Here is a 15848-nt window from a genome sequence, read left to right on the forward strand (position 1 = left end):
ACCCCTTCCGACCTGGACGGTCACACGTTGAAGCGGAACTCCACCACGTCCCCGTCCTGCATCATGTACTCCTTGCCCTCCATCCGCGCCTTGCCCTTGGCGCGGGCCTCGGCGACCGAGCCGGTTTCCACCAGGTCGGCGAAGGAGATGACCTCGGCCTTGATGAAGCCCTTCTGGAAGTCGGTGTGGATGACACCGGCGGCCTCGGGGGCGGTGGCGCCCTTCTTGATGGTCCAGGCGCGGGATTCCTTCGGGCCGGCCGTGAGGTAGGTCTGCAGGCCGAGCGTGTCGAAGCCGACGCGGGCGAGGGTGGCGAGGCCGGGCTCGGTGGCGCCGACCGACTCCAGGAGCTCCATGGCGTCCGCCTCGTCGAGCTCGGCGAGGTCCGCCTCCAGCTTGGCGTTGAGGAAGATCGCCTCGGCGGGCGCGACCAGGGCGCGCTGCTCGTTCTTGAAGTCGTCGTCCATCAGCTCGTCCTCGTCGACATTGAAGACGTAGAGGAACGGCTTGGTGGTGAGCAGGTGCAGGTCGTGCAGCAGTTCGTTGCGCTCGGTGCCCTGGACGATGCCGTGCGCGAAGAGGGTGTCGCCCTTCTCCAGGATCTCCTTGGCCTCCTCGACGGCCTTGACCTTCGGCGCGACGTCCTTCTTGATGCGCGACTCCTTCTGGAGGCGCGGCAGGACCTTCTCGATGGTCTGGAGGTCCGCGAGGATCAGCTCGGTGTTGATCGTCTCGATGTCGTCCTTCGGCGAGACCTTGCCGTCGACGTGGACGACGTTCTCGTCCTTGAAGGCGCGGATGACCTGGCAGATCGCGTCGGACTCACGGATGTTCGCGAGGAACTTGTTGCCCAGACCCTCACCCTCGGAGGCGCCGCGCACGATGCCGGCGATGTCGACGAAGTCGACGGTGGCCGGGAGGATCCGCTGCGAGCCGAAGATCTCGGCCAGCTTGGTGAGGCGCGCGTCGGGGACGCCGACCACACCCACGTTGGGCTCGATCGTGGCGAACGGGTAGTTGGCCGCGAGCACGTCGTTCTTGGTCAGGGCGTTGAACAGGGTCGACTTGCCGACATTCGGCAGACCGACGATTCCGATCGTGAGCGACACGTTGCGACTTCCCGTATGTGGAGAGGGCCAGGTGTGGCCAGGGGACCGGCCGATCCACCAGTCTACGGCGTACCGGGCCGGGCCCCGGTGGCCCTGTCGAACGCTGCGGCAAGCTCTGTCCAACGGCGTGTCTGAGGGGCGATTCGACACATAAACAGACCTAAGTTGGTCCAGTGGAGCAACACAGGACGCGACCCCCGCAGCACGGACCGCGACGCGGCACGCCCCGAGCGTCGCTGCCGCCCCAGGCGAGACGCCGCCCGGAGGGCCTACGGCGGCCCGCCTCGGGTCCGGCACGACCCGTACGACCGGTACAGCCGCAACGGCGGATGCCCAATCCCCGGCTCACCGGGCTCGGCAGCGGGCTGTTCTGCGGGGTGGTGATGTTCCTGCTGGGCTGTCTCGACGAGCTGCTGTTCGGGGCATCCCCGACGGTGTACGGCGTGCTGTTCCTGCCGGTGTGCGTGCTGACCGCGATGTGGGTGCGCGGGGGCGATCTGATGACCGCGCCCGTCGTCGTGCCGATCGCGTTCGCGGCGGGGCTGCTGCCCGTCGTCGACAGCAGCGGGGGGACCGCCGGGCGGCTGATGGGCCTGGTGACGGGGCTCGCCACGCAGGCCGGGTGGCTGTACGGGGGGACGCTCGTCGCCGGTGTGATTGTGATCGTACGGAGGATCCGGCTGGTCAGGCGCCGGCGACGGGCGTGAGCGCACTCCTGGCCCGCTGTGCTATCCGTGCTTGGCCGCCCGCATCGCCGCCCCCACGATCCCCGCGTTGTTCTGCAGCTGCGCCGGGACGATCTCCGCCTTGATGCCCTCGATGAGGTGCAGGAACTTGTCGGACTTGCGGCTGACGCCGCCGCCGACGATGAACAGCTCGGGGGAGAACAGCATCTCGACGTGGGCGAGGTACTTCTGGACACGGCGGGCCCAGTGCTCCCACGTCATGTTGTTGTCCTCCTTGGCCTTGCTGGAGGCCCGCGTCTCCGCGTCGTGGCCGCTCAGCTCCAGGTGGCCCAGCTCGGTGTTCGGGACGAGGGCGCCGTCGACGAAGAGGGCGCTGCCGATGCCGGTGCCGAAGGTCAGCAGGATGACCGTGCCCCGGCGGTCGCGGCCCGCGCCGAAGTTCATCTCGGCGACGCCGGCCGCGTCCGCGTCGTTGACGACCGTCACGTCGTGGCCGCCCAGACGGTCGCTGAACAACGCGCGCGCGTCCGTGTCGATCCAGCTCTTGTCCACGTTGGCGGCCGTACGGATCGTGGCGCCGCCGGTGACCACGCCCGGGAAGGTGAGCCCGACCGGGCCCGTCCAGCCGAAGTGCTCGACGACCTCCTTCACCCCGTCGGCCACCCCGTCGGGCGTCGCCGGGTGCGGAGTGAGCACCTTGAAGCGCTCCTCCGCCAGGTCGCCCCGCTCCAGGTCCACAGGGGCACCCTTGATCCCGGATCCACCGATGTCCACGCCGAAGATCTGCATGGCTCTACGTTACGTCGTACGACTGACGGTCACGCTTCGGGCATCCCGCAGGTCACGCGTCCGACGTACCCGAGCCGCCGCGCTCGGCGACCAGGACCGCCGCCTCCTCGCGCAGGTCGCGGCGGAGTTCCTTGGGCAGCGAGAAGGTGATGGACTCCTCGGCCGCCTTGACGATCTCGACGTCCGCGTAGCCGCGCTCGGCGAGCCACTCCAGGACCTGCTCGACCAGGACCTCCGGGACGGAGGCGCCGGAGGTGACGCCGACCGTGGTCACGCCCTCCAGCCAGGCCTCGTCGATCTCGTCGGCGAAGTCCACGAGGTAGGCCTCGCGGGAGCCGGCCAGCTTGGCGACCTCGACGAGCCGCTTGGAGTTGGAGGAGTTGCGGGAGCCGACCACGATCACCAGCTCCGCCTCGGCGCCCATCTGCTTCACCGCGAGCTGACGGTTCTGCGTGGCGTAGCAGATGTCGTCGCTCGGCGGGGAGATGAGCTGCGGGAACTTCTCCTTCAGGGCGTCGACGGTCTCCATGGTCTCGTCGACGGAGAGCGTGGTCTGCGACAGCCAGACGACCTTGGAAGGGTCGCGGACCTCCACCTTGGCGACGTCCCCGGGGCCGTCGACGAGCTGGATGTGCTCGGGGGCCTCGCCGGAGGTACCGATGACCTCCTCGTGGCCCTCGTGCCCGATCAGGAGGATGTCGTAGTCCTCGTTGGCGAAGCGGACGGCTTCCTTGTGGACCTTGGTGACCAGGGGGCACGTGGCGTCGATGGTGGCGAGACGGCCGCGCTCGGCCTCCTCGTGCACCACGGGGGCGACCCCGTGCGCGGAGAACATGACGATGTTCCCCGGCGGGACCTCCTCGGTCTGCTCGACGAAGATCGCGCCCTTCTTCTCCAGGGTCTGCACGACGTACTTGTTGTGGACGATCTCGTGCCGGACATAGATCGGGGCCCCGTACTGCTCCAGGGCCTTCTCGACGGCGATCACGGCGCGGTCCACACCCGCGCAGTAGCCACGGGGGGCGGCGAGCAGGACACGGCGGCCAGGCGAAGCAGTCATGGGCACCATCGTAAGGCCGCCCCGGAGGCCGAAGATCGGGCGAGGGGGATTGTCGGTGGTGCCCGTTACTCTCGGCGCATGGCTGTCAACACGTCCGCGGACGCACCGCTGCCCGTCGGTGAGGTGTCGCGGCTCATCGGGAGCTGGATCGACCGGCTCGGGGCGGTGTGGGTCGAAGGGCAGATCACGCAGTTGTCGCGGCGGCCGGGTGCCGGGGTGGTGTTCCTGACCCTGCGGGACCCGTCGTACGACATCTCGGTGAGCGTCACCTGCTACCGGCAGGTGTTCGACGCCGTCGCGGACGTCGTGGGCGAGGGTGCCCGGGTCGTCGTCCTCGCGAAGCCCGAGTGGTACGCCCCGCGCGGGCAGCTGTCGCTGCGGGCCGCGGAGATACGGCCCGTGGGGGTCGGGGAGCTGCTGGCCCGGCTGGAGCAGCTGAAGAAGACGCTCGCGGCGGAGGGGCTCTTCGCGCCCGAGCGCAAGAAGCCGCTGCCCTTCCTCCCCCAGCTCATCGGCCTGGTCTGCGGCCGGGCCTCGGCCGCCGAGCGGGACGTCCTGGAGAACGCCCGCCACCGCTGGCCCGCCGTCCGCTTCGAGGTGCGCAACGTCCCGGTGCAGGGTGTGCACGCGGTGCCGCAGGTGGTGCAGGCGGTGAAGGAGCTCGACGGGATGGAGGAGGTCGACGTGATCATCGTCGCGCGCGGCGGCGGCAGCGTCGAGGATCTGCTGCCCTTCTCCGACGAGCAGCTCGTCCGCGCGGTGGCCGCCTGTCGTACGCCCGTCGTGTCCGCCATCGGGCACGAACCGGACAACCCGCTGCTCGACCATGTCGCCGACCTGCGCGCCTCGACACCGACGGACGCCGCCAAGAAGGTCGTACCGGACGTGGGCGAGGAGTTCGAGCGCGTGCGCCTGCTGCGGGACCGGGCCCGGCGGTGCGTGGGGGTCTTCATCGAGCGGGAGGAGCGCGGGCTGGCCCATGCGCTGGCCCGGCCCTCGATGGAGGATCCGCACCGCATGGTCGACGAGCGGGCGGACCATGTCGCGTCGCTGGTCGAGCGCTCCCGGCGCACCCTGGGACACCTCCTCGACCGGGCCGACTCCGAGCTGACGCACACGCACGCGCGCGTGGTGGCCCTCTCCCCCGCGGCGACGCTGAAGCGCGGTTACGCGGTGCTGCAGAAGTCCGACGGCCATGTGGTGCGGGACCCGGACGAGGTGACGGCGGGCGAGGCGCTGCGGGCGCGGGTCGCCGAGGGTGAGTTCTCCGTACGAGTCGATTCTTAGGGTGAGTGGATGACCGGCAAGGTGGATGAGGCGCTCGGCTACGAGCAGGCGCGGGACGAGCTGATCGAGGTCGTACGACGGCTGGAGGCCGGGGGTACGAGCCTGGAGGAGTCCCTGGCCCTGTGGGAGCGCGGCGAGGAGCTGGCCAAGGTGTGCCGCCGCTGGCTGGAGGGGGCGCGGGCCCGGCTGGACGCGGCTCTGGCCGAGGAAGAGGAAGAGGCCGAGGAGACGGAAGGGGCGGGCGACTAGCGATATGCGCCGGTCGGTTGTGAAGCGGATCACCATGCCCCGGTTTTGATTGAACCTTGAACTTCTCTGGCGTACGTTCGGTCCCGTAAGCCGGACCGGCACTCCGGGACCGGACGCGCATTCGAGGAAGTTGACGCATGTCTCTCGTTCTTGACCCCGCCGCCCAGGACCTGCTGTTCCGCGAGGCTCGCACCGCGAACACCTTCACCGACGAGCCGGTGACCGAGGAGCAGGTCCAGGCGATCTACGACCTCGTCAAGTACGGTCCGACCGCCTTCAACCAGTCCCCGCTGCGCATCACCCTGGTCCGCTCCCCCGAGGCCCGCGAACGCCTGGTCAAGCACATGGCCGAGGGCAACCAGGCCAAGACGGCCACCGCCCCGCTGGTCGCGATCCTCTCCGCGGACAACGAGTTCCACGAGGAGCTGCCGGCCCTCTTCCCGCACTTCCCGCAGGCCAAGGACGTCTTCTTCGGCGAGCGCTCGGCCCGTGAGGGTGCCGCCGCGCTGAACGCCGCCCTCCAGGCCGCGTACTTCATCATCGGCGTCCGCGCCGCGGGCCTGGCCGCCGGCCCGATGACCGGCCTCGACTTCGCCGGCGTCCAGAAGGAGTTCCTGGACGACGACCACGCCCCGCTGATGGTCGTCAACATCGGCAAGCCGGGCGACGACGCCTGGTTCCCGCGCTCGCCGCGACTGGCGTACGACGACGTCATCACCACCGTCTGACACGCAACGCGTACGAGAGAGGCCCCCGGCACGGTGATTCGAACACCGCCGGGGGCCTCTCTCGTACGCGCGGGTCTCGTACGCGCGGGCGCTCACGCCATCTTCAGCGCCTCCGCCATCTTCGTCAGCTGCGCGAACGAAGCCGTGCCCGCCACCACCGTCGTGGAGCCGGGTGTGTCCTCCAGTACGAGGGCGTCGTAGCGGCCGCCGGTGTAGCGGGTCCACGTGCGGCCGCCGATCCTCTCGGAGGCCTTGGTCGCCTTCGCGCCCTGGCTGGCCGTCTCGATGAAGTCCGCGCGCTTCTGGGTGGACTGCTCGACCTGGACGTACTCACCGGCGGGGTTCTGGAAGCCCAGGTGCCAGCGGTCGGAGTCCGCCCCCTGGAAACGCACGGAGGTCGCCTTCCAGGTGTCCGGCAGGCCCTCGGGCGCGGCCACCGGGTAACTCGCCGCGCGGCGCGCGGTGAGGAGCTCCACGCGGTAGTCCACCCGCGCGATGTCGGGAGCGTGGTCGTCGTGCGGGATGAAGAGGTAGATGACGCCCGCCGCGATCCCGATGAGGCCCAGGGAGAGAATCATGTCCCGGACCGTCTTCTGCTTGCCGTTCGAACCTGCCACGCCCCTATCGTCGCAGGTGTCCGGTGCGCTCATCCGTGGGGGGCCCTGCTCATTTTGTCTGCCTAACGATAGAGTCGTGAGGAAACCCCTCATCCGGCCGTCGTCGTATCAGAAAGGTGCGCTCCGATGACCGAGAATCATCATCTGCCGTCCGAGCTCGAAGTACCCTCCGAGGCTCCTGACCGCAACCTCGCCCTGGAACTCGTCCGGGTGACCGAAGCCGCCGCCATGGCCGCAGGCCGCTGGGTCGGGCGCGGCGACAAGAACGGCGCCGACGGTGCCGCCGTGCGTGCCATGCGGACCCTCGTCTCCACCGTCTCGATGAACGGCGTCGTCGTCATCGGCGAAGGCGAGAAGGACGAGGCACCGATGCTCTTCAACGGAGAGCGCGTCGGTGACGGGACCGGCCCCGAGTGCGACATCGCCGTCGACCCGATCGACGGCACCACACTGACCGCCAAGGGCATGCCGAACGCGATCGCGGTGCTCGCCGCCGCCGACCGCGGCTCGATGTTCGACCCGTCCGCCGTCTTCTACATGGACAAGCTGGTCACCGGGCCGGAGGCCGCCGACTTCGTCGACATCGACGCGCCCGTGGCCGTCAACATCCGCCGGATCGCCAAGGCCAAGCGCGCCACGCCCGAGGACGTCACCGTCGTCATCCTCGACCGGCCGCGCCACGAAGGCCTCATCAAGGAGGTCCGGGAGGCCGGCGCGCGCATCAAGCTGATCTCGGACGGCGACGTCGCCGGCTCGATCTACGCGCTGCGCGAGGGCACCGGCGTCGACCTGCTGCTGGGCGTCGGCGGCACGCCCGAGGGCATCATCTCGGCCTGCGCCGTGAAGTGCCTGGGCGGCACCATCCAGGGCAAGCTGTGGCCGAAGGACGACGAGGAGCGGCAGCGGGCCATCGACGCCGGGCACGACCTCGACCGCGTGCTCACCACGAACGACCTGGTCTCCGGTGAGAACGTCTTCTTCGTCGCCACCGGCATCACCGACGGCGAGCTGCTGCAGGGCGTGCGCTACCGCTCCGAGACCGCGACGACCGACTCGATCGTCATGCGCTCCAAGTCCGGCACGGTCCGCCGGATCAACTCCGAGCACCGGCTTAGCAAGCTGCGCGCCTACAGCGCGATCGACTTCGACAGGGCGAAGTAGCAGGCTCCGCCGACCCGTCGGCATCGCAAGGGGCGCCCCCTGGTGCGGAGGGGGCGCCCCTTCCCGTACCTGGGGTGCCAGGTCAGTAGGGCTAGCCCGCCGCCGCTATGCGGCTGGTCGCGCGTGCCGCCTTCTTCAGCTCCATGTCCCGGCGGCGGCGACGGGCCAGGACCACACGGCGCTCGGCGGCGGTGAGGCCGCCCCAGACGCCGTACGGCTCGGGTTGCAGCAGCGCGTGCTCGCGGCACTCGACCATCACCGGACAGCGCGCGCAGACCCGCTTGGCGGCCTCCTCGCGGGACAGCCTCGCGGCGGTGGGTTCCTTGGAGGGGGCGAAGAACAGGCCGGCCTCGTCGCGCCGGCACACCGCTTCGGTGTGCCAGGGTGCGTCTTGGTCCCTGTCCCGCGCCGGCACCCGCTGGGCCGGAACGGCAGCGACCTGCAAGGACGAATGCGGCGGTTGCAGCACGGTCTACTCCTGACGACGGCTTCGCGAGCGAGAGACGATGGTGCAAGCCCTACCCGCTGTGCGCACGCCTATGCACAGCGTTCCGAGCCGCAGGAGCGCGGCGGCTTGTTCACGACCCTGTGCGCCGCCTGTCCGAGCGCCGATTCGTTCCGGATCCGATCCGATTCGCAATCGTCAACGGTCGAGATGTTTGCGCAAAGTCCGGTCGACCCTGCCCTGAACACGGTCGAGGATGTCCGCGACGAGCTTTCCGCGCTTCGGTCGCGCCTCCACATTGCCCAGCACGGCCCACCCGTCCACATAGACGACAGGCGCCTCCGACTCGGCCGAATCCAGTGGGGACACCTCGAAGTTGCCGAGGACACCGCCGCCGGTGCCGCGCAGCGACACGTTCTCCGGGACGCGGATCTGGACGTCCCCGAAGACCGACACCGCCTTGATCACAACCTGCTGGTACTCGAAGATCGCCTCGCTGAGGTCGATCTCGACGGTGCCGAAGATCGCGAACGCGTGCAGGCGGCGCCCGGCGCGCCAGCGCCCCCGGCGCATGGCGCTGCTGAACACGGCGACAACGTTGGCGTCGGCCTCGACCGGTATCGCACCGGGCGTGGGGCGGGGCGGTGCGGGCGCGTAGACCGAGGCGGCCGGACGCTCATGGGCGGCGGGCAGGTCCCGTATGAAGACCTCCAGCTCACCGACCGTCTTGGCGGCCAGCACCCCCTCCACGCGCTCGGCGTGCTCGTCGGCGGTCAGGCGCCCCTCGGCGAGGGCGTCACGCAGGATGTCGGCGATGCGGTCACGGTCGGCGTCCGAGGCGCGCAGTTCGGCGACGGGAGGCGCCGCGTACTCCTGCTGGGTGTGCTTCTGAAGGTCCACGGCAGCAGCGTACCGAAACGCGATAGATCGCGACTAGGGGTGTGGACAACCCCGCGCGTCGCGAACTGAGCCTTACCTCACAGGTTCCGTGCCGGCGGCAGGTTCTACGCTGGTGAGCGCCCGCCAGCGTCGGCGGGCGCCGTCTGTCGAGTGAGGAATGGGCTGAGATGCCTGAGTTCGCGTACACCGATCTGCTCCCCCAGGGAGAGGACACCACCCCGTACCGGCTGGTGACCTCCGAGGGTGTCTCCACCTTCGAGGCCGACGGGCGGACCTTCCTCAAGGTGGAGCCGGAGGCGCTGCGCAAGCTGGCCGCGGAGGCCATCCACGACATCCAGCACTACCTGCGCCCGGCCCACCTGGCACAGCTTCGCCGCATCATCGACGACCCGGAGGCGTCGGCGAACGACAAGTTCGTCGCCCTGGACCTGCTGAAGAACGCGAACATCGCGGCGGCCGGCGTGCTGCCCATGTGCCAGGACACCGGCACGGCGATCGTCATGGGCCAGCGCGGCCAGAACGTCCTCACCGAGGGCGGGGACGAGAAGGCGCTCTCCCACGGCATCTACGACGCCTACACCAAGCTGAACCTGCGCTACTCGCAGATGGCTCCGCTCACCATGTGGGAGGAGAAGAACACCGGCTCCAACCTTCCGGCGCAGATCGAGCTGTACGCCACCGACGGCGGCGCGTACAAGTTCCTGTTCATGGCGAAGGGCGGCGGCTCCGCCAACAAGTCCTTCCTGTACCAGGAGACGAAGGCCGTCCTGAACGAGGCCTCCATGATGAAGTTCCTGGAGGAGAAGATCCGTTCGCTGGGTACGGCCGCTTGCCCGCCGTACCACCTGGCGATCGTCGTCGGCGGCACGTCCGCCGAGTACGCGCTGAAGACGGCGAAGTACGCCTCCGCGCACTACCTGGACGAGATCCCCTCGGAGGGCTCGGAGCTCGGTCACGGCTTCCGGGACAAGGAGCTGGAGGAGAAGGTCTTCGAGCTCACCCAGAAGATCGGCATCGGCGCGCAGTTCGGCGGCAAGTACTTCTGCCACGACGTGCGTGTGGTCCGCCTTCCGCGGCACGGCGCGTCCTGCCCGGTCGCGATCGCGGTGTCCTGCTCGGCGGACCGTCAGGCCGTCGCGAAGATCACCGCCGAGGGCGTGTTCCTGGAGCAGCTGGAGACGGACCCGGCGCGGTTCCTGCCGGAGACCACGGACGAGCACCTGGCGTCCGACGGGGACGTCGTCCGCATCGACCTGAACCAGCCGATGGACGACATCCTGGCCGAGCTGACCAAGTACCCGGTCAAGACCCGTCTGTCCCTCACCGGCCCGCTGGTCGTGGCCCGTGACATCGCGCACGCCAAGATCAAGGAGCGGCTGGACGCGGGTGAGGAGATGCCGCAGTACCTGAAGGACCACCCGGTGTACTACGCGGGTCCGGCGAAGACCCCCGAGGGCTACGCCTCCGGTTCCTTCGGCCCGACGACGGCCGGCCGCATGGACTCCTACGTCGAGCAGTTCCAGGCGGCGGGCGGCTCCAAGGTGATGCTCGCCAAGGGCAACCGCAGCAAGCAGGTCACGGACGCGTGCGGCACGCACGGCGGCTTCTACCTCGGCTCCATCGGCGGCCCGGCCGCCCGCCTCGCCCAGGACTGCATCAAGAAGGTCGAGGTCGTCGAGTACGAGGAGCTCGGCATGGAGGCCGTCTGGAAGATCGAGGTCGAGGACTTCCCGGCGTTCATCGTCGTCGACGACAAGGGCAACGACTTCTTCCAGGATCCCGCTCCGGCTCCGACGTTCACGACGATTCCGGTGCGGGGGCCGGGCCTGGCGTAACGCCACCGGTGCGGCGGGGGCGGGACGTCGCCCCCGCCGCCCCTGCCCGTCCCGTCCCAGGGGCTCCGCCCCTGCTCCTGCCCACCCGCCCGCCCGACTCGGTGGGCCCAGAAGTGGCCGCCACGGGGCTCCGCCCCGAACCCCGGCGGGGACTACGTCCCCTGCACCCCTCGCGGGGTTCCGCTCCCGCACCCTCACGGGACTCCACCGCTGAACCCCGTCGGGACTCCGCCCCCGCACCCCGTCAGGGCTCCGCCCCAGAGCTCTTTTTCGGCGTGACCTCTCTCGTCCTCAAACGCCGGACGGGCCGAGTGATGCCTCCGCCCCTCCCGGTACCGCTACCGGGCCACAGCCCGGAACATCCGCACCACTCCGGTCGCTGTAACCGGCATGAGCGAATACCGCATCGAGCACGATTCCATGGGCGAGGTCCGCGTCCCCGCCGAGGCCAAGTGGCGGGCGCAGACCCAGCGTGCCGTCGAGAACTTCCCGATCTCCGGTCAGCGCATCGAGCGGGCCCACATCGAGGCCCTCGCCCGGATCAAAGGGGCCGCGGCGAAGATCAACGCCGGGCTCGGGGTGCTCGACAAGGACATCGCCGAGGCCATCCAGGAGGCGGCCGAAGAGGTGGCCGAGGGGAAGTGGGACGAGCACTTCCCGGTGGACGTGTTCCAGACGGGGTCCGGGACCTCGTCCAACATGAACACCAACGAGGTCATCGCCACCCTGGCCGGCGAGCGGCTCGGCCGGGACGTGCATCCGAACGACCACGTCAACGCCTCGCAGTCGTCCAACGACGTCTTCCCCTCCTCCCTGCACATCGCCGCCACCGCCGCCGTCACCCGTGACCTGATCCCGGCCCTGGAGCACCTCGCCGGCTCCCTGGAGCGCAAGGCCGAGGAGTTCACGGATGTCGTGAAGTCCGGGCGGACCCACCTGATGGACGCCACGCCGGTGACCCTGGGGCAGGAATTCGGGGGGTACGCCGCCCAGGTGCGGTACGGCGTCGAGCGGCTTCGGGCCTCCCTGCCGCGGCTGGCCGAGCTGCCGCTCGGCGGGACGGCGGTGGGAACGGGCATCAACACGCCGCCCGGCTTCTCCGCCGCCGTCATCGAGGAGGTCGCCCGCGCCACCGGGCTGCCGCTCACCGAGGCCCGGGACCACTTCGAGGCGCAGGGGGCACGCGACGGGATCGTCGAGACCAGCGGGCAGCTGCGGACCATCGCCGTCGGACTGACGAAGATCTCCAATGATCTGCGGTGGATGGCCTCGGGGCCGCGGACCGGGCTCGCCGAGATCCAGCTCCCCGACCTCCAGCCCGGGTCCTCGATCATGCCCGGCAAGGTCAACCCCGTCATTCCCGAGGCCGTCCTCATGGTCTGCGCGCAGGTCATCGGCAACGACGTGACCATCACGACCGCCGGGGCGTCCGGGAACTTCGAGCTCAATGTGATGCTTCCGGTCATCGCGAAGAACGTGCTGGAGTCGGTCCGGCTGCTCGCCAACGTCTCCCGGCTGCTCGCCGACCGGACCGTCGACGGGATCACCGCCAACCGGGAGCGGGCCCGCGAGTACGCCGAGTCGTCACCCTCCGTGGTCACTCCGCTCAACAAGTACATCGGGTACGAGGAGGCCGCGAAGGTGGCCAAGAAAGCCCTCGCGGAACGGAAGACCATTCGTCAAGTGGTGCTGGAGGGCGGGTACGTGGAGCGCGGCGCGCTGACTCCGGAGCAGCTCGACGAGGCGCTGGATGTCCTGCGTATGACGCATCCGTAACCGATCGCGGACCATTGCCGCCGCCGGGCCAGAACCGTGACGCGCACCGCAGCGTCGTATGCCTACGGCACCTAATATCTGTGCATGGCGGACGGTGGAGCGGTGAGACGCGTGGAAGCGGGCGGCGCGACGGGCTTCTGGGCCCCCGGGAGTCACATCCTGTGGCGGTACCGGGAGAACGCCGGCGAGCGCTTCCACATCGCGCGCCCCGTCACCGTCGTACGGGACGACGCGGAGCTGCTCGCCGTGTGGATGGCACCGGGCACCGAGTGCGTGAAGCCCGTGCTCGCCGACGGCACACCGGTGCACATCGAGCCGCTGGAGTCCCGGTACACCAAGCCGCGCACCGTGCAGCTCGACCGCTGGTACGGCACGGGGGTGCTGAAGCTGGCCCGGCCCGGTCAGCCCTGGTCGGTGTGGCTGTTCTGGGAGTCGGGCTGGCGGTTCAAGAACTGGTACGTCAATCTTGAGGAACCGCTGGCCCGTTGGGACGGCGGAGTGGACTCCGAGGACCACTTTCTGGACATCTCCGTCCACCCGGACCGCAGTTGGCACTGGCGCGACGAGGACGAGTTCGCGCAGGCCCAGCGGGACGGGCTGATGGACCTCCGGCTCGCCGAACAGGTGTGGGAGGCGGGGCAGGCCGCGGTGGAGGTGATCGGCGCCTGGGGCCCACCGTTCTCGGACGGCTGGCAGCACTGGCGCCCGAATCCCTCCTGGGCTGTACCTTCACTCCCGGAGGACTGGGACCGTACGCCTGCGCACGTGTCCTCATGAGACCCTTGCTGCGCCCCCGGACCGCAACCGTAGGATCGTCCTCCGCAAGGGCAGCGCAGCCACAACTCCCGGAGCATGCGCCGGGCTTGACCGAACGTCACCGAGGGGCGGCAGGACGTGAGCGAGGGGTACGAGGGCAACGCAGGCCCTGGGGACCGGAAACGGTACGCCTACGGCACAGGAACAACCTCTGACCACGCGGGAATTCCGTTCCTGGGGCACGTATTCCGGGTATCGGGATTTCTGCGGGACGAACTGCGCGCGCGGCGCGCAGCCCCGGACGGATGGATTCGACACGCGTGACGGAGCACCCCACCCCCTCCTACGAGCGCCCCCAGGCGGGCGCCGACCCCGCGGAGCACCGCGGGGCGCTCCTGCGTTCCCCGAAGCCGCTCGGTGCCACCGCCTTACCCGCACAGGCCCGCACCGGCGAGACGCCCTCGTCGTCGGGTACGAGCACGCCCCGCGGCAAGGGGAAGGAGCCCCCAGTCAACGGCCCCGAGCACTCCCAGCCGGCCGCCGCCGAGCCCGACACCCACCGCCCGCGTCCCGCGCCCGCGCCGGAGGGCATCCCGCCCCAGCCCGGCGCCGAGCAGGAGCGGGCCGTCGGCGGCCAGGACCGCCGTATCGGGCGGGGGCTGCCGCCCGGACGGCCGATGCCGATGCGGCGGGACGGGGACCGGCTGCGGTTCGTGGGCGCCGCGACCCGTCGGATCGCGCGCGGCATCGACCTCGACGAGATCGTGATGGGCCTGTGCCGGGCCACCGTGCCGACGTTCTCGGACGCGATCCTCGTCTATCTGCGCGACCCGCTGCCGGTCGGCGACGAGCGCCCCACCGGCCCCGTCGTGCTGCGGCTGCGGCGCACGGACCGGATTCCGGAGGAACGTGACACCGAGGGCGGCTTCCTGCCCGTGCAGGTCCCGGAGCCGGAGCCGTCGGAGCTGACAGGGCTGTCGGAGCTGTCCTCGCTGACCGCCGAGCTGTGCGAGGTGCGGCCCGGCGGCGCGCTGAACGAGGTGCTGCGCGGGGTACGTCCGGTGTTCGCCGACTCGCCGGCCGCCCGCGCCGCGCTGCCCGAACTCCTGGGTGAGAGCGGCGAGTCGGTCGTACCCGACGGACAGCACGCGATCCTCGCCCCGCTGCGCGGCCGCCGCCGTGTCATCGGTGCCGCGCTCTTCCTGCGCCGCCCGGAGCGCCTGGCCTTCGAGGCCGACGACCTGCTGGTCGCCGCCCAGCTGGCCACGCACAGCGCCCTGGGCATCGACAAGGCGGTGCTGTACGGCCGCGAGGCCTACATCGCCGACGAACTCCAGCGCACCATGCTCCCGGAGACCCTGCCCCGCCCCACAGGTGTACGGCTGGCCTCCCGCTACCTCCCCGCGGCCGAGACCGCCCGGGTCGGCGGCGACTGGTACGACGCCATCCCGCTGCCCGGCAGCCGGGTCGCGCTCGTCGTCGGCGACGTCATGGGGCACTCCATGACCTCCGCCGCGATCATGGGCCAGCTGCGCACCACCGCGCAGACCCTGGCCGGGCTCGACCTGCCGCCGCAGGAGGTGCTGCACCACCTGGACGAGCAGGCGCAGCGGCTGGGCCACGACCGGATGGCGACCTGCCTGTACGCCGTCTACGACCCGGTCTCGCACCGCATCACCATCGCCAACGCCGGCCACCCCCCGCCCGTGCTGCTGCACCTGGGCGGACGGGCCGAGGTGCTGCGGGTGCCGCCGGGCGCGCCCATCGGCGTCGGAGGGGTCGACTTCGAGGCCGTCGAGCTGGACGCGCCCGCCGGGGCCACGCTGCTCCTCTACACCGACGGCCTGGTCGAGTCCCGGCTGCGGGACGTGTGGACCGGCATAGAGCAGCTGCGCGAGAAGCTCGCCGCGACCGCGCAGCTGACCGGCCCCGATCATCCGCCGCCCCTTGAAGCCCTGTGCGACGAAGTGCTCGACATGCTCGGTCCGGGCGACCGGGACGACGACATCGCGCTGCTCGCCGCCCGCTTCGACGGGATCGCGCCGAGCGATGTGGCGTACTGGTTCCTGGAGCCGGAGGACGCGGCCCCCGGCCGGGCCCGCCGGCTGGCCCGGCGCGCGCTGGACCGCTGGGGCCTGGAGGAGCTCAGCGATTCGGTCGAGCTCCTGGTCAGCGAGGTCGTGACGAACGCCGTGCGCTACGCCTCCCGTCCGGTCACCCTTCGTCTGCTGCGCACCGACGTGCTGCGCTGCGAGGTCGGCGACGACGTGCCGCAGCTGCCGCGGCTCAGGCAGGCGCGGGCGACGGACGAGGGCGGGCGCGGACTGTACCTGGTGAACAAGCTGGCCAGGCGGTGGGGCGCGACACGGCTGAGCACCGGAAAGGTCGTCTGGTTCGAACTGAACCGGGGTTAGGGCCCGGTCGAAGGCGGGAGAAGCGCAGAGGGCGCC

Annotated in this window: 15 protein-coding genes; 9 read left to right on the plus strand and 6 right to left on the minus strand. The window is 70.4% G+C overall.

Translation table 11 applies throughout. The annotated features are described in order from the left end of the window. Positions 1–20: 20 nt before the first annotated feature. Entirely contained in the window at positions 21–1109 is a 1089-nt protein-coding gene (gene ychF, locus ACIPSA_RS08605; protein ID WP_402630484.1) for a redox-regulated ATPase YchF, read from the minus strand. Positions 1110–1282: 173 nt separating this feature from the next. Here ychF and ACIPSA_RS08610 point away from each other — a divergent pair, with 173 nt between their 5' ends. Continuing rightward, positions 1283–1816 (plus strand): DUF6542 domain-containing protein, encoded by a 534-nt coding sequence (locus ACIPSA_RS08610; protein WP_402630487.1) that lies wholly within the window; start codon positions 1283–1285, stop codon positions 1814–1816. A 21-nt stretch (positions 1817–1837) separates the two neighbouring features. Here ACIPSA_RS08610 and ppgK read toward each other — a convergent pair whose 3' ends face one another. Then, positions 1838–2584 carry a polyphosphate--glucose phosphotransferase gene (ppgK, locus tag ACIPSA_RS08615; protein ID WP_402630490.1) on the minus strand — a complete coding sequence of 249 codons (747 nt, stop codon included), beginning with the start codon at positions 2582–2584 and terminating at the stop codon, positions 1838–1840. A gap of 52 nt (positions 2585–2636) precedes the next feature. Beyond that, positions 2637–3653, minus strand: coding sequence for a 4-hydroxy-3-methylbut-2-enyl diphosphate reductase (locus ACIPSA_RS08620; RefSeq protein WP_402630493.1), 1017 nt, complete (start codon positions 3651–3653; stop codon positions 2637–2639). 69 nt (positions 3654–3722) lie between these two features. Here ACIPSA_RS08620 and xseA point away from each other — a divergent pair, with 69 nt between their 5' ends. The 3 genes from xseA to ACIPSA_RS08635 all read left to right on the plus strand — a co-directional run bounded on the left by xseA (position 3723) and on the right by ACIPSA_RS08635 (position 5908). Then, positions 3723–4931 (plus strand): exodeoxyribonuclease VII large subunit, encoded by a 1209-nt coding sequence (xseA, locus tag ACIPSA_RS08625; protein ID WP_402630495.1) that lies wholly within the window; start codon positions 3723–3725, stop codon positions 4929–4931. Positions 4932–4940: 9 nt separating this feature from the next. After that, positions 4941–5180 (plus strand): exodeoxyribonuclease VII small subunit, encoded by a 240-nt coding sequence (locus ACIPSA_RS08630; RefSeq protein WP_402630499.1) that lies wholly within the window; start codon positions 4941–4943, stop codon positions 5178–5180. 137 nt (positions 5181–5317) lie between these two features. Beyond that, entirely contained in the window at positions 5318–5908 is a 591-nt protein-coding gene (locus tag ACIPSA_RS08635) for a malonic semialdehyde reductase (RefSeq protein ID WP_402630502.1), read from the plus strand. Positions 5909–6000: 92 nt separating this feature from the next. On the opposite strand, the gene ACIPSA_RS08640 is transcribed toward ACIPSA_RS08635, so the two are convergent. Beyond that, positions 6001–6525 (minus strand): DUF4245 domain-containing protein, encoded by a 525-nt coding sequence (locus ACIPSA_RS08640; protein ID WP_402630505.1) that lies wholly within the window; start codon positions 6523–6525, stop codon positions 6001–6003. A gap of 126 nt (positions 6526–6651) precedes the next feature. On the opposite strand from ACIPSA_RS08640, the gene glpX reads away from it, so the two are divergent. Further along, the gene (gene glpX, locus ACIPSA_RS08645; RefSeq protein ID WP_402630508.1) at positions 6652–7686 is read left to right on the plus strand and encodes a class II fructose-bisphosphatase; all 1035 of its coding nucleotides are present in this window, start codon (positions 6652–6654) and stop codon (positions 7684–7686) included. A gap of 91 nt (positions 7687–7777) precedes the next feature. Here the strand turns inward: glpX and ACIPSA_RS08650 are convergent, their stop codons facing one another. Then, a complete protein-coding gene (locus tag ACIPSA_RS08650; protein WP_402630511.1) occupies positions 7778–8155 on the minus strand; it encodes a WhiB family transcriptional regulator in 378 nt (125 codons plus the stop codon). A gap of 174 nt (positions 8156–8329) precedes the next feature. Then, on the minus strand, positions 8330–9031 hold the full coding sequence (locus ACIPSA_RS08655; protein ID WP_402630514.1) for a DUF1707 domain-containing protein: 702 nt from the start codon (positions 9029–9031) through the stop codon (positions 8330–8332). A 167-nt stretch (positions 9032–9198) separates the two neighbouring features. On the opposite strand from ACIPSA_RS08655, the gene ACIPSA_RS08660 reads away from it, so the two are divergent. The 4 genes from ACIPSA_RS08660 to ACIPSA_RS08675 all read left to right on the plus strand — a co-directional run bounded on the left by ACIPSA_RS08660 (position 9199) and on the right by ACIPSA_RS08675 (position 15812). Beyond that, complete coding sequence (locus tag ACIPSA_RS08660) at positions 9199–10866, plus strand: fumarate hydratase (protein WP_402630517.1); 1668 nt, start codon at positions 9199–9201, stop codon at positions 10864–10866. Positions 10867–11256: 390 nt separating this feature from the next. Continuing rightward, a complete protein-coding gene (locus tag ACIPSA_RS08665) occupies positions 11257–12642 on the plus strand; it encodes a class II fumarate hydratase (RefSeq protein WP_402630520.1) in 1386 nt (461 codons plus the stop codon). An 84-nt stretch (positions 12643–12726) separates the two neighbouring features. After that, complete coding sequence (locus ACIPSA_RS08670) at positions 12727–13419, plus strand: DUF402 domain-containing protein (protein WP_402630523.1); 693 nt, start codon at positions 12727–12729, stop codon at positions 13417–13419. 284 nt (positions 13420–13703) lie between these two features. Continuing rightward, positions 13704–15812, plus strand: coding sequence for a SpoIIE family protein phosphatase (locus ACIPSA_RS08675; RefSeq protein ID WP_402630526.1), 2109 nt, complete (start codon positions 13704–13706; stop codon positions 15810–15812). The last annotated feature ends 36 nt before the right edge of the window (positions 15813–15848 follow it).

The sequence above is a fragment of the Streptomyces sp. NPDC086549 genome, from assembly GCF_044746205.1.
Taxonomy (GTDB): Bacteria; Actinomycetota; Actinomycetes; order Streptomycetales; family Streptomycetaceae; genus Streptomyces.